Annotated in this window: 15 protein-coding genes; 12 read left to right on the top strand and 3 right to left on the bottom strand. The window is 32.9% G+C overall.

The genetic code is table 11. The features are described 5' to 3' along the window. The 3 genes from GOQ24_RS10165 to GOQ24_RS10155 all read left to right on the top strand — a co-directional run. A partial coding sequence (locus GOQ24_RS10165) for a hypothetical protein (protein WP_208103220.1) occupies window positions 1-388 on the top strand: 388 nt, incomplete at its 5' end. Window positions 389-676: 288 nt separating this feature from the next. Next, on the top strand, window positions 677-1,153 hold the full coding sequence (locus tag GOQ24_RS10160) for a YrhA family protein (RefSeq protein ID WP_160339609.1): 477 nt from the start codon (window positions 677-679) through the stop codon (window positions 1,151-1,153). Between the two features lie 21 nt (window positions 1,154-1,174). Continuing rightward, complete coding sequence (locus tag GOQ24_RS10155; protein ID WP_208103219.1) at window positions 1,175-1,837, top strand: SMI1/KNR4 family protein; 663 nt, start codon at window positions 1,175-1,177, stop codon at window positions 1,835-1,837. A 134-nt stretch (window positions 1,838-1,971) separates the two neighbouring features. Here the strand turns inward: GOQ24_RS10155 and htpG are convergent, their stop codons facing one another. Then, window positions 1,972-3,828, bottom strand: coding sequence for a molecular chaperone HtpG (gene htpG, locus GOQ24_RS10150; protein ID WP_155093214.1), 1,857 nt, complete (start codon window positions 3,826-3,828; stop codon window positions 1,972-1,974). Window positions 3,829-3,989: 161 nt separating this feature from the next. Here htpG and GOQ24_RS10145 point away from each other — a divergent pair, with 161 nt between their 5' ends. Together GOQ24_RS10145 and GOQ24_RS10140 are read left to right on the top strand one after the other, a co-directional pair. Beyond that, entirely contained in the window at window positions 3,990-4,448 is a 459-nt protein-coding gene (locus GOQ24_RS10145) for a lipocalin family protein (RefSeq protein ID WP_155093215.1), read from the top strand. Window positions 4,449-4,459: 11 nt separating this feature from the next. Further along, window positions 4,460-5,161 carry an OmpA family protein gene (locus tag GOQ24_RS10140; protein WP_155093216.1) on the top strand — a complete coding sequence of 234 codons (702 nt, stop codon included), beginning with the start codon at window positions 4,460-4,462 and terminating at the stop codon, window positions 5,159-5,161. A gap of 195 nt (window positions 5,162-5,356) precedes the next feature. Here GOQ24_RS10140 and GOQ24_RS10135 read toward each other — a convergent pair whose 3' ends face one another. Together GOQ24_RS10135 and GOQ24_RS10130 are read right to left on the bottom strand one after the other, a co-directional pair. Next, window positions 5,357-6,862, bottom strand: a complete 1,506-nt coding sequence (locus tag GOQ24_RS10135; RefSeq protein WP_155093217.1) for a PspC domain-containing protein — start codon at window positions 6,860-6,862, stop codon at window positions 5,357-5,359. Then, on the bottom strand, window positions 6,855-7,196 hold the full coding sequence (locus GOQ24_RS10130; RefSeq protein ID WP_155093218.1) for a PadR family transcriptional regulator: 342 nt from the start codon (window positions 7,194-7,196) through the stop codon (window positions 6,855-6,857). Before GOQ24_RS10130 ends, GOQ24_RS10135 begins: the two co-directional genes overlap by 8 nt. Window positions 7,197-7,437: 241 nt before the next feature. Here GOQ24_RS10130 and GOQ24_RS10125 point away from each other — a divergent pair, with 241 nt between their 5' ends. The 7 genes from GOQ24_RS10125 (at window position 7,438) to GOQ24_RS10095 (ending at window position 14,493) form a co-directional block, all read left to right on the top strand. Then, window positions 7,438-8,355, top strand: a complete 918-nt coding sequence (locus GOQ24_RS10125) for a TIGR01777 family oxidoreductase (protein WP_155093219.1) — start codon at window positions 7,438-7,440, stop codon at window positions 8,353-8,355. Window positions 8,356-8,526: 171 nt separating this feature from the next. Next, window positions 8,527-9,066, top strand: a complete 540-nt coding sequence (locus GOQ24_RS10120; RefSeq protein WP_155093220.1) for a nucleotide exchange factor GrpE — start codon at window positions 8,527-8,529, stop codon at window positions 9,064-9,066. A gap of 37 nt (window positions 9,067-9,103) precedes the next feature. After that, window positions 9,104-10,237: a molecular chaperone DnaJ gene (dnaJ, locus tag GOQ24_RS10115; protein WP_155093221.1), complete on the top strand. Its 1,134-nt coding sequence runs from the start codon at window positions 9,104-9,106 to the stop codon at window positions 10,235-10,237. 186 nt (window positions 10,238-10,423) lie between these two features. Continuing rightward, window positions 10,424-11,344 carry an ABC transporter ATP-binding protein gene (locus tag GOQ24_RS10110; protein ID WP_155093222.1) on the top strand — a complete coding sequence of 307 codons (921 nt, stop codon included), beginning with the start codon at window positions 10,424-10,426 and terminating at the stop codon, window positions 11,342-11,344. Window position 11,345: 1 nt separating this feature from the next. Next, the gene (locus GOQ24_RS10105; RefSeq protein WP_155093223.1) at window positions 11,346-12,656 is read left to right on the top strand and encodes an ABC transporter permease; all 1,311 of its coding nucleotides are present in this window, start codon (window positions 11,346-11,348) and stop codon (window positions 12,654-12,656) included. 23 nt (window positions 12,657-12,679) lie between these two features. Beyond that, complete coding sequence (locus GOQ24_RS10100; protein WP_155093224.1) at window positions 12,680-13,852, top strand: sigma-54-dependent transcriptional regulator; 1,173 nt, start codon at window positions 12,680-12,682, stop codon at window positions 13,850-13,852. Window positions 13,853-13,854: 2 nt separating this feature from the next. Further along, complete coding sequence (locus GOQ24_RS10095; RefSeq protein WP_155093225.1) at window positions 13,855-14,493, top strand: DEAD/DEAH box helicase; 639 nt, start codon at window positions 13,855-13,857, stop codon at window positions 14,491-14,493. Window positions 14,494-14,609 lie beyond the last annotated feature (116 nt).

Raw genomic sequence — 14,609 nt, 5'->3', positions numbered from 1 at the left:
TTTTTACCCCAATAGTTTAAACATGGATAAATTGATAATAGAAATTTATATCAACTGTAGTGATATAAATAAAGTAGAATATTTAGTTTCAGAAGTAAATTTAAGAAGAAATGTAGATTTTGATCTATTGATAGAATTAAATTCAGATAGGGATAGTGTGAAAAAACAAATTTTCCCAGATGGATTCTTATACTTTACTATTGTTTTAGCCTACTATAAGGAAACTGACTATTCTTTAGATGATATATATAATAGCACACTGTTATTAGAAAAGTATTGGTCAAACAATATTTGTGCTATAGCTTGTTGTGATTTTGAGGATAAACTTCCTGAAAAAGGAGGTTATAAAAGTGAAGCTATATATAATTTGATGACAATGAATAATTAAAATAATCTTTATGAATTTAAACTTGTATGTAATATTAATGTTATTTTATCATTTGAAGAGGAATTTAATAGGATGATTAACCCATTTGATACATAGATTCTGAAGATTATAATTTTGGGCTTTTATTTTAAACAGAATTAATAACCTTCAAAAAAAACATAATTTTATATCCATACTTATGGTGTAAGGTCTGTGAAAATAGGATAAAAAAGGAATGTCTGCAGGGGAAAGTAAAACAGTTAGTTGATACATAATGAAAAGGAATGTTTATCCTTAAAATAAAGTAACATGAAACAAATTAATGAATTAATCAATGATCTTGTAAAGGTTAAGAGTGAGTATAATGAAGTTATTCAACCATTTGTATCTAATAAACAGTTAGGTGAATTAGACAAACTATTTACTGAACAATTTAGTGTTAACTTATCCGAAATCTATAAGAATATTTTACAAATAACCAATGGGTTTAATGAAAACGGGGTATTCTTGTATGGCTCAGAAACAGCTCTAATAATTGGATATGATGATGTTTTTTTAAGCGGAATCATAGATTCCAACTTAAATTGGCACACTGATGAAGATTTTGCAAAGTTTATCTTTTATGCGGATAGTGACCTTTACTTATTCGTACAAGAAATAGAGACAAAAGTATTTAGCTTTCGACCAAGAGATAACTTTGATGAAGTGTTATTAGAAACAACAGACGATGAGTTATTCTTTCAAATAATTTTAGAATGTGCTTTAGAAGGAGGAATAGAAGAGTGATTGTTTTTTAAATAAGAAATAATGGATTTAAATAAGATTTTAATAGAAAATGGATTAAAGAATGCTACTATTCTAGGGGAAAATTATAAAGGAGTATTCGAACATTCTTTATGGAATGAACTTTTAAAAACTAATGAGTTTGTTAACCGAAAAGAAATAGTATTAAAGTATTGGTTAATATATAAAGAAAAGCTTACTAGAACATATACATTACTTGAAAACAGTTTAAAAGATGTTTTTATTGTGCAACATTTGAATAAGTTTAAAATAGTATACGTTTTTGAAATTAACAATGAAGTACTGATTTATGAAGGTAATGAGCCAATAACGGAGAGTGACTTTTTGAAAAATCTACCTGAAGATATTAGGGCTTATTATATGAATGTACATAATGGTTGGTATGAAAGTTTAAGTGGTGGTTTAGGTTTTCTCCCTCTAGATAAGATAGAGTTTCTAGATGAATCTGAGTGGGGAATCTTAGAAGAAATTAAAACATTAGATATTGATTTGAGTAAAACATATTACTTATTTCACAATGCAGGAGCAGGATACCTATGTGTTGATATAGAAAAGAGTGTTGATGAAGCAAAGTATCTTATTTGGTGGACTAATAAGGAACCAAAGTATGATATTGATTTTTGGAGTTTCTTAGATGCATGGATTGAGATAGGTCTAACAAACTAAGTTTATGTTTATCACTAAAAGGCTGTGTAGACTTCCCTAAAAATCGGACAGTTGTTAATTCATTTGTTGTATCATTATAAAACAAAAAAAGCCCATAACAGTAATGTTATGGGCTTCTATGGAAGTATTATTGTTTATTTCAGATTGTTGAAATTTCTTTTTACGAAAGCAGTAAGTTCTTCCCCTTTTAATAAACCTTGAGATAGTTTGGCAAGGTCCATCGCTTGTTTGATACTTTCTGTTCTGGTTGTTTCATCCGTATTACCAATGATATTAGTTGCAAGTGGAGAGTTGGTGTTTACCACAAGGTTATACATTTCTGGAAAATTACCCATTCCGAACATACCTCCACCGCCAGACTGGCTCATTTCTTTCATACGACGCATGAACTCAGGTTGAGTAATAATAAACGGTTCTGCTGTGCTATCTAAAGCTTCAAGCTTTACAGTATATTTATCCTTAGGTACGATATTCTCTACAATTTCTTGTAATGATTTTTGTTCATCTTCAGATAATTTAGAAATCTCAGTATCTTCTTTCTTAATCAAGTTATTGATGTGGTCAGAATCTACACGCACGAAAGTCATTTTTTCGTTGTCACTTTCTAATTTTTGAATTAAGTGAGAAACGATAGGAGAGTCTAATAGTAATACTTGATATCCTTTGTCTTTCGCTGCAGCAATATAGCTATGTTGAGCATCTTTGTTGGATGCATAAAGGATTACTAAATTGCCATCTTTATCCGTTTGGTTGTCTTTAGTAGCTTCTTTTAATTCTTCTAATGTATAGAATTTGTCATCTACTGTTGGATAAAGCATGAATGCTCCCGCTTTTTCGTAGAACTTCTCTTCAGAAAGCATACCGTATTCTAGTACGATTTTGATATCATTCCATTTACTTTCGAAATCCTCTCTGTTTTCGTTAAATAACGATTTTAATTTATCCGCTACTTTACGAGTGATATAGTTAGAAATCTTTTTCACATTACCATCTGCCTGAAGGTAAGAACGAGATACGTTCAGTGGAATATCTGGAGAGTCGATTACTCCTTTTAACATAGTCAGGAAGTCTGGAACTATGCCTTCTACGTTATCTGTTACGAATACTTGATTTTGATATAATTGAATCTTGTCTTTTTGCATTTGAAGATCAGCACTTAACTTAGGGAAGTATAAAATACCTGTTAAGTTAAATGGATAATCTACGTTTAAGTGGATGTTGAATAAAGGATCTTCGAATTGTGTAGGATACAACTCTCGGTAGAAGTTTTTATAATCTTCATCACTTAAATCAGAAGGTTGTTTTGTCCAAGCTGGATTAGGATTATTGATAATAGTATCTACTTCTACTTTATCCTCTCCTTCACCTTCTTCATGCGTACCGAACTTAATAGGCACAGGCATGAATTTATTGTATTTTACTAATAATTCACGGATTTTATAGTCCTCTAAGAAATCAAGAGAGTCTTCTGCGATGTGTAATACAATTTCTGTACCTCTTTCAGTTTTGTCGCATGCTTCTAAAGTGTACTCTGGGCTACCATCACAAGTCCAATGTGCAGCAGGCTCATCTTTAAATGATTTAGTAAATATTTCTACTTTATCAGCAACCATAAAAGCAGAGTAGAACCCTAAACCGAAATGGCCAATGATTCCTGTATCTTTTGCTGAGTCTTTATATTTTTCTAAGAATTCCTCTGCACCAGAGAAAGCAACTTGGTTAATGTATTTTTCTACTTCATCTTTAGTCATTCCCAGTCCTTGGTCGATAATATGAAGTTTTTTATTTTCTTTATCTATTTTAACTTCGATAATAGGATTACCATATTCTACATTAGTTTCTCCTATTGTAGTTAAATGTTTTAGTTTTAATGTCGCGTCGGTCGCATTAGAAATTAACTCTCTTAAAAAAATTTCATGATCGCTATACAAGAACTTTTTGATAAGTGGGAAAATATTTTCCACGGTAACGTTAATTTTTCCAGATGTCATAATATTATATTTAATATGTTATATAATGTTCGTATTTTGCTTGTACAAAAGACAAAAAAGATACCAAAGGAAATTAATGTGTCAATTTGGCAGAGATGTGTCTGTTGTTATTTGATTATTTGTAAATTTGTGATTGAAAAATTTGAAAAAAATAAAATGATATGAAAAAAGCACTTTATTTGGGAGCTATTGCTTTAGCTGTAGTTTCTTGTAAACCGACTATGGATTCTAAATCTCAAGTTGGATTGAAAGGAGAATGGACTCTTGTAAAGGTTAATCGAATTGGTGGTGAATTTGTAAAAGTAAATTCATTCAATATTGCTGATGCAGATTGTTTTGTTGGTAGTCAATGGAAGTTTGTATCAAATAATAATACAGGCCATATCTCTTTGACAAAAGGGGGAAGTTGTCCAAGTTTTGAAAGTGATTTTAAATGGACTATATCTCCAGCAGGTAAGTTCGAATTCAAATTTATTGATGAAGGCGTAAAAGCAAAACACGTAACTACAGGTTATTCTATGCAAGTTAAAAACCAAACTGCTGCTTCTTTTGAATTAGTGGATAAGTTTTATGCAGGAGGACAAACGTATGATGTAACGTATAAATTTGTTAGAAATTAATAGTAATAGGTATGAGAAAAATTGCAACATATTCTTTGGCAAGTTTGCTACTTGCTACTTCTATCGGCTTTACAAGTTGTGACTCTGTAAAAAATTCTAATAACACACAAAGAGGTGCTGCTATTGGTGCTGCAGGTGGTGCTATTATCGGTGGTATCCTTGGAAATAACCTTGGTAAAGGAGGTAACGGTGCTTTAGGTGCTGTACTTGGAGGTGTTATTGGAGGGGCTGCTGGTGGTGTTATTGGAAATAATATGGATAGACAAGCACGCAAGATTGAAGAAACTGTACCAGGCGCACAAGTTGAACGCGTAGGTGAAGGTATCAAATTAATCTTAGGTGAAAACTCTGTGAACTTTGCATTAAACCAAGCTACTTTAACGGATAAAGCTAAGACTAACCTGGACAAGTTAATTATTGTGTTTAAGGATGAGCCTGATACTTATATTGATATTTACGGATATACTGATAATACAGGTAGAGAAGAATACAACCTTAGTTTGTCAAAAAAGAGAGCAGCATCTGTTAAGCAATACTTAGTGCAAAAGGGTATCGCTGCATCGCGTGTTAAGACTGATGGTCTTGGAATTGCAGATCCTATAGCTTCAAATGATACAGAATCTGGCAGAGCTCAGAATAGACGTGTGGAGTTTGGTATTCGCGCAAATGAGAAGATGATTCAAGATGCTCAAAATCAATCAGGAACTTATTAATTTAGTCATATAAGCTAAAATATAAAAGCTGTTCTATTTTTAGAACAGCTTTTTTTATTCAGGTCAGTTGATACGCTATTTTATCTATCTTGTTTTTTTTGCCAGTCATAGAGCTATTTCACGATTTTTAACTACACAGATTGTTCACTTTTGGCAGAGGGCTCTGCTAATTACTGTGAATTTTGAATCAGTGGATTAGCAGTCAATGCATTCCATTACTTTATTTTCTTTCATTTGGTAGATGTGATTAGGCTTGAATAACTCTTTTTCATTGCCTAATAGTTCTCTTGTTTTATTGTCTATATAGACACTTTTTCCTATGGGTAGATAGATGTATAGTTTTAACTGCTTTGACTCATCTGATAGGTAAGTGTCAGAAATAATAAGGTTGTCTTGTATTTTCTTGGTTTGAATTTGTTCTATTTCTGGTGTATTCACTAACGTTTTGTTTTTTGTAGATACAGTTTTTGAAAAATCTCCTTCTATTTTTATATAAATATATTCCTGAAAAGATGGGATTATTTCAAAAGTAATAGGAACTTGCACTATATTCTTTTCACTTAAATGCTGTATTATCTCAGCATTGTCTGACTCAAAGAAACTTGGTTTAACTAATGTAATATTTAAGACTTCTGTTTGTGGAAAATCGATATTAATTTTGTTACTTACTTCTGCAATCTGAGCAGTTTTTTCGCTTGTATAATAGGAATTGTAATTCTCCATTTTTAAAAATGGCAAGGCAAAGGCAACTATAGCAATAAGCCAAACAATGAATAGTCCCAATAGGGTTGCGAAGACATATCTAATGTTTGTATATATTAATCTAAGTCCTATGAGTAATAGTCCTATAAAAGGTAAGGCTGCAATCATGAAAACTAACAAAGTACTCAAGGTAAATGAAAACATGGCATCATTAAAAAAGGGAATATGATTAGCTATTCCCTCTCTAATGATTGTTTCTTTATTGACATAAGTGGTTATTCCAGCTACAATAATTGCAAAGAGAATGGTACTACTTAACGCGATTATGAATACACCAAAAAGGTTTTTAAACCATTTCGCGCTTTTTTGTCCTACTTTTTCAGTTTCTGTCTTGATCTTATCGTAATCAACTTCGCTGATTTTATTTGCTACGTAGTTGATATTGTCTTTTACTTTTTTCTCTATCGTATTGATATTGATGGGCTCTCTTTCCATTTCTAATATCTGCGATGTCGTTTTTGCTTTTGGTACTACAATCCAAAAAATGAAATAAAGAAGTATTCCTGTTCCATAAAAAAGAACTAGAATCAAGAAGATAATTCTCAACCACAAAAGATCAATTCTTAGGTAATGGGATAGACCTGCAAGTACTCCGCCAAGAATCCCTTTCTTGCTATCTCTATATAGTTTTTTTGAAGTTGTGAATGTATAGTGATTTTCAGATGTTGTTTCTTCTTCACCATAGTTATAATCTTCAGGTTTACCCATTATATTAATGACTGTATCTACATCGGCAATCGTGATTACTTGGTTTTTGTCACTGATGTTTTCTGAGAATAATTCGGCAATTCTAATTTCTATGTCGTGAATTATTTCATCTTGTTCTTCTTTTAACAATGAATTTTTGATGGCTTTCAAGTAAGAATCAAGTTTTTGATAGGCATTTTCATCTATGTGAAATACTAATCCAGCGATATTTATAGTTAATGTCTTATTCATTGTTAGAGGCTTTAGATGTTATTTTATAAACAGCATTTGCAAGTTCTTCCCAGGTTTTAGATAATTCTTCAAGGAAACCTGTTCCCTTTTCAGTTAAGTTGTAATATTTTCGTGGTGGTCCTGAATTCGATTCTTCCCATCGATAGGCTAAGTAATCGTCATTTTTTAACCGCGTTAGTAATGGATATACTGTTCCTTCTACCACTACGAGTTTTACGCTTTTAAGCTCATCGAGTATTTCAGAGGTGTAGCAATCTCTCTCTTTTAGAATAGACAGGATGCAAAATTCTAAAATACCTTTTCGCATTTGGGCTTTGGTATTTTCAATATTCATAAGTTTTATATTGGCTTCATGTTTCTTATGCAAAGATATATCTAAAAGAAGGTACTTTGTATAGCATAGTACTGTAAATTAACATTATTTTAACCTTAAGATTTGAGTTGGGATTTATGTAAGTGTCTTTATTGGAGTTGATTAAGATGTTTTTTAGGCTTTTTTTACATTTATATAGAGGTATTGTTCCATTATAGAATATATTTACTAAATCATTATAATAATATATAAAACGGATAATATGAAAGTTCTTGTAACAGGTGCAACAGGTTTTATTGGAAAAAAGTTGGTTTCAAGATTGCTTGATTGCGATTATCAGGTGGTGTACTTAACTTCTTCTAAAAATATGGTTTCAGGTGTTTTTATGGGAGCAGAAGGTTATTATTGGGATATAGCGAAGCAGGAAATTGATCGCAAAGCATTTGAAGATGTAGATGTTATTATTCACTTAGCAGGGAGTAATATTGGAGGCAGTTGGTCAAAGAAAGGAAAAGAGCAAATCTTGAGTAGTAGAGTTGATGGATCAAAATTGTTAATGCGTGTGTTGTCATCTATAGATCATCAAGTTAAGCATTTTATTGCTGCTTCAGCTATTGGTATATATAGGAATGGAGATAATAAACAAGAGGAAGATAACTATGTGAAAGCAACTAATTTTTTGGGAAAAGTGGTTAATCAATGGGAGGTTGCAAACGGAGAAATAGAAAAGTTGGGGATTGATGTAACCATGCTGCGTACCGGGTTAGTGTTAGACAAAGAAGAAGGAGCATTGCCGAAAATGATTGCTCCAATAAAATACCATGTTGGATCAGTATTAGGTACAGGAAATCAAATATACTCATGGATTCACATTGATGATTTAATTAGCATGTATATGTTTTTGTTGGAGAATAAAGAGGAGGGGATATTTAACGCAGTAGCTCCTAAATCAGAAACAAATAAAGTATTTACTAACACATTAGCTAATGTATTAGGCTATAAGCTTTGGTTGCCAAGTGTACCAAGCTGGGCATTAAAACTGGTATTAGGACAAAAAGCGTGTTTAGTTTTAGAAGGTCAAGATGTTAGTTGTGCAAAAGTAGTATCTAAGGGATTTGTTTTTCAGTTTCCCGAATTACAAGAGGCACTTGTAGATTTACTGCAAGTAGCTAAACGGTAGTTGTAAGCACTGTTTAAGACATTGTAATTTGTTCTAATAAGGTGTAAAGAACTAGTAGTAATTATAATTTATTTTCATTCAAAATATGTCATTGTGACAGCAATAATCAGTTGGCAAAGGATTTGATAATGGACTATAGGTAAAACTATTATTAAAATAACAATTCTAGATATGAGTACTGAAAATAAAGACATTAATGCTGAGAACGAAGTAATTCAAGAGAACGTTGAGAATACTGAAAATACGATAGTGGAAGATACATTAAGTGTTGAAGAACAGTTAAATATAAAACTGGCAGAAGAAAAGGACAAGTTTATGCGACTTTTTGCCGAGTTCGAAAATTATAAAAAGCGAACAACAAGAGAACGTGTGGAACTTTATAAGACAGCTAGCGAGGAAGTTATGCTTGCAATGATGCCAGTTTTGGATGATTTTGAGCGCGCTATTGCAGAATTGGAAAAACACGGAGAAAGTGACCATTTGACTGGAGTGAGATTAATATCTACGAAACTGAGTGACACTTTGGCAAGTAAAGGTTTAGAAATTGTAGAAGTGAATAAAGGAGACGATTTTAATTCTGATATTTCTGAAGCAGTAACACAAATACCAGCTGGAGATGACATGAAAGGGAAGATTGTCGATGTTTTAGAAAGAGGGTATAAGTTAGGTGATAAAATTATACGATTCCCAAAAGTAGTTATTGGGCAATAGTAATCACTTAAATTATAAATAAAAGAAATATACTAAAATGAAAAAGGATTATTACGAAATATTAGGGATAGATAAAAGTGCAGATGCGAATACCATTAAAAAGGCATATCGTAAAAAGGCTATTGAGTTTCACCCTGATAAGAATCCAGATGATAAGCAAGCTGAAGAAAAGTTTAAAGAGGCAGCAGAGGCTTATGAAGTATTGAGCGATCCAGATAAAAAAGCTCGATATGATCAATATGGACATGCAGCATTTGATGGTGCAGGCGGTTTTGGTGGAGGTAGCCATATGAATATGGATGATATCTTTAGCCAATTCGGTGATATATTTGGAAGTGCTTTCGGTGGTGGAGGTGGCTTCGGCGGTTTTGGCGGCTTCGGAGGAAACTCTGGTCAAAGACGCGTGAAGGGTACAAGTTTGCGTATTAAAGTGAAATTGACTCTTGAAGATATCGCAAATGGCGTAGAGAAGAAGATCAAAGTTAAGCGTAAAGTACAAGCAGATGGAGTAACTTATAAAACTTGTCCAACTTGTAATGGTGCAGGGCAAGTTGTTAAGATTATGAATACTATGCTTGGGCGTATGCAAACTTCAGCTCCTTGTGATACATGTCATGGAAGTGGGCAAGTAATGGATCATAAACCAGCAGGTGCAGATGCAGATGGATTAATTTTACAAGAGGAAACAGTATCAATCAAAATACCTGCGGGTGTGGCTGATGGAATGCAGTTAAAGGTTTCTGGTAAAGGTAATGAGGCACCAGGAAAGAATAGTGTAGCTGGAGATTTATTAGTAGTTATCGAAGAATTAGAGCACGATACATTACAGCGTGAAGGGGATAATCTTCACTATGATTTATATATTAGCTTCGCAGAAGCTGCTTTAGGAGGATCAAAAGAAATTGAGACTGTAACAGGACGAGTGAGAATTAAACTTGAAGAAGGTATTCAATCAGGTAAAATCTTGCGTCTAAAAGGCAAAGGATTGCCATCTGTTAACAGTTATGGCAATGGTGATTTATTAGTACATGTAAATGTGTGGACTCCTAAAAAAATGTCAAAAGAACAGAAAGAATTTTTCGAAAATATGTTAGAAGACGAGAACTTCAAACCTACTCCGTCAAAAAATGACAAATCTTTTTTTGAAAAAGTTAGAGAAATGTTTTCTTAATTGGAAAATTAATTATACTTTTGACGTACACTTATTAAACAGTGGATTTTCTTTTTCATAGCAATTTTTCCCAACCTTATTTTTCCAAATAAGGTTGGGTTTTTTTATACCCTTACTAAAATGTAGAATGCTTCTATATAATTGAAAATAAAAAAGTATTTTTACACAAAATAATAGACCTTAAGTATGCAACCTATATTAGAAGTAAAAGACGTTGTTAAAAAATATTCTGATAAAGTAGCTCTAAACCATGTATCTCTTTCTGTGCCTCAAGGAACAATTTACGGATTGCTTGGGCCTAATGGAGCTGGTAAAACCTCGCTAATTCGTATTATTAACCAAATCACTTATCCCGATAGTGGACAAATCCTTTTGGATGGTCAGCTTCTGAATCCAACTCATATTAAAGATATTGGCTATATGCCAGAAGAGAGAGGACTCTATAAAACAATGAAAGTTGGAGAACAAGCAATGTACCTTGCACAATTAAAAGGATTATCGAAACAAGAAGCAAAAAGACAGTTGCAATATTGGTTTGAAAAACTTGGGATTGAAGAATGGTGGAATAAGAAAATACAAGAACTCTCAAAGGGGATGGCTCAGAAAATACAGTTTGTAGTAACTGTTCTTCACAATCCTAAATTACTTATTTTAGATGAGCCTTTTTCTGGGTTTGATCCTGTTAATGCTAATATCATTAAAGATGAAATATTAGAATTAAAAAAGAAAGGTACTACTGTTATTTTTTCTACTCACCGTATGGAAAGTGTAGAGGAGATGTGCGACTATATTGCCTTAATCAATAAGTCAAATAAGTTGATAGAAGGTAAGTTGATTGATGTAAAGAAAGAGTTTAGGACACATTTGTATCAAGTAGGAATTTTATCTGATAATGTTGAACGCCTCATGTTGAAACTGTCTGAGAAGTTTAAAATGACTAGTACAGAGTTTAAGTCGTTGAACAATGAGCTACAATTGGAAATTGATTTAGGTAATGCAATGCCAAATGAACTTCTTCATATCCTAACTGAAAATGGACAAGTGACTCATTTTGTCGAAAAGTTGCCAACTGTTAATGATATTTTTATTCAAACTGTAAGTAAATAAAATGAATATACTACCCTTAATAATAAAAAGAGAGTTTCTGGCGAAAGTTAGAAATAAGTCTTTTATAGTAATGACATTCTTAAGTCCACTATTCTTTGTTGCGCTAATGGTATTTGTAGCCTATTTAGCCTCTATGAAAGGGGATGCAAAACAAATCGCTATTCACGATGAGAGTGGTTTGTTTATCAAGCAGTTTAAGAGTAATGATGCGTTTGTTTATCAAGATTTGTCTGCAATCGATGTAGGTATCTTAAAAGATAGCGTCGCCGCAGAAAAATACGAAGGGTTAATATATATTCCTGCTCAAGTGAATGTAAGTGACTATGAAAAGAATATTATTTACATTTCAAATGATAGCCCAAGCCTTAGTTTTATTAGTAAAGTAGAGTTGTTGATAGCTGACAAGATCACCCATATCAACCTACAGAATAAAGGAATTAATACAGAAATTATAGATGAGGCTCAGTCTAAGGTAAATTTAAAACTAACAAAAGCCACAGGAGAAGAAACTGTTAGAGGATTAAATGAGATAAAGATCATTATTGGTGGAGCATTTGGTTATTTCATTATGATGTTTATTATCATTTATGGGAATATGGTAATGCGTTCTGTCATAGAAGAAAAAACAAATCGAATTATTGAGATTATTATTTCTTCTGTTAAGCCTTTTCAGTTAATGATGGGCAAAATAATTGGTACATCTATGGCGGGGATACTTCAATTTATAATATGGGGTATTGTAGGTGCTTTTCTTTTAATGGGTAGTAGTTTCTTTTTAGGGATAAATGGTACACCTGGAATGACTACTGTTGAAGTAGTTGAAACTGCTGGAATGTTCTCTCCCGAATTACTTACTGATATTCAAAATTACGTACACGAAATACTAAGTCTACCATTAATTTCAATGTTTGTGTATTTCTTAGTATTTTTCATAGGAGGTTATTTTCTGTATAGTTCACTATATGCTGCAATTGGTGCAGCTGTGGACAATGAAACAGATACTCAACAGTTTTTGTTTCCGATCTTATTGCCCCTTATGTTGGGTGTATATATAGGCTTTTTTACAGTTATAAAAGACCCACACGGTTCAATTGCAACGGTGTTTTCAATGATACCATTTACCTCTCCAATTGTGATGCTTATGCGCATTCCATTTGGGGTGCCTGTATGGGAAGTTTTGTTGTCTATTTTTATATTATTTGCTACATTTATACTTGTAGTTTGGCTAGCAGCTAAGATATACCGTATTGGTATATTGATGTATGGAAAACGTCCGTCTTGGAAGGAACTTTACAAATGGCTGAGGTATTAAAAAGGAACTCCTAATATTTAAGTATGACAAAAGTATCAAAGATTTTAATTGTAGAAGATGAAAGTGCAATTAGAAGAGTATTACAAAAGATTTTAGAGGAGGAGTCAACAAGTTATCAAGTTGAAGTCGCTGAAGATGGGGAACAGGGATTAGAAAAGATAAAAGCAGAAGATTACGATCTTGTTATTAGCGACATTAAGATGCCGAAAATGGATGGTGAAGAATTATTGGTAGAATCGAAGAAAATTAAACCAGAAACTATCTTCGTTATGATTTCGGGTCATGGAGATCTTGAAACTGCTGTGAACACGATGCGTTTAGGTGCTTTTGACTATATATCAAAACCACCTGATTTGAACCGATTACTTACCACTGTGCGAAATGCATTAGATACAAGTAAGCTTGTTGTTGAAAATACTATTTTGAAGAAAAAAGTAAACAAGAAGTATGAAATGATCGGTGATAGCGAGCCAATTAATCGCATTAAAAGTATGATTGAAAAGGTGGCTCCTACAGAAGCACGAGTTTTAATAACAGGACCTAATGGTACAGGTAAAGAGTTAGTAGCACATCAACTGCATTTGCAAAGTAGCCGAGCAGCTAATCCTTTGATTGAAGTAAATTGTGCAGCTATTCCATCAGAATTAATAGAGAGTGAGTTATTTGGACACGTAAAAGGCGCTTTTACTTCAGCTGTGAAAGATCGTCCAGGAAAGTTCGAACTTGCAAATCACGGAACTATTTTCTTAGATGAAATTGGAGATATGAGTTTATCTGCTCAAGCTAAGGTACTGAGAGCCTTGCAAGAGAATATAATCACACGCGTAGGTGCTGATAAGGATGTAAAAGTTGATGTCCGTGTTTTAGCAGCTACTAATAAAGATCTAAAGAAAGAGATAGCTGAGGGGCGTTTTAGAGAAGATTTGTATCACCGTTTGGCTGTTATTTTGATAGAGGTTCCTGCATTAAATGATCGTAGAGATGATATTCCAATGCTTTTAGAGCATTTCGTCAAACAAATTGCGACTGAACAAGGTACTGTTCCCAAGGCTTTTTCTAAAGAAGCTGTACAATTGTTGCAAGAATACGATTGGACTGGAAATATTAGAGAATTGAGAAACGTAGTAGAAAGACTCATTATTTTAGGAGGAAAAGAAGTTTCTAAAGAGGATGTTGAGTTATTTGCGAATAAATAATTATGAAATTAAAAAAGATTAATATTACCTTACAAGAGAACCTTTTAAGCAATGGTTTAGAAGTCCCGACAGAAATGCAAAAGGCGACTTTTGGTAAGATAAAGAGTGGGCAAGATATTGTTATTCTTGCACCAGAAGAACAAGGTAAAACAACAGCTATGATTATGGCTGCTATCCAACGATGTGAAGCTCCTGTCGAAGGTGAAATTGCCACACGTGTACTCATTGTTGTAAAAGATAAAAAGGAAGTAGAGCGCTTGATAGAGTTATTTGAACTTTATAGCAAATATACTGGGTTGCGCATTTTTGGTACGCATGATCACACGGATATGGATGATGATAAGAATCAATTGTCATTGGGTAATGATATCTTGATCGGGACGGCCAATAGATTGAATGAAATGTTTAGTAGTGCAGGCTTTGATGTAAATCAGTTAAAGATGTATATCATTGACGATTTAGATGTACAGTTGAGAAATCGCTTAGAACCTAAATTATATAGACTTTCAGAAAGTATCGGAAAAACGCAGAGAGTGTATTTTGCAAAAGACTATGTAGAAGAAGTAATGGATATGTTCTTGGACAAAACAATGAGTGAAGATATGGAATGGTTAGATTTCCATGAGGAGGATGAAGATTAAATAAAATATAAAGTAAAAGAGGGTGTCCCAAAAGGTCACCCTCTTTTGTATTATATAAAACGTTACTTTTCTCTTAGATTAAAAGTTCTTGCAATTAAAACGAGTTTTAGACTTAT

The sequence above is a fragment of the Myroides sp. LoEW2-1 genome, from assembly GCF_009767705.1.
Taxonomy (GTDB): domain Bacteria; phylum Bacteroidota; class Bacteroidia; order Flavobacteriales; family Flavobacteriaceae; genus Flavobacterium; species Flavobacterium album_A.
The sequence above is the reverse complement of the archived record's forward strand: the minus strand, read 5'-3'. Positions and strand labels throughout refer to the sequence as shown.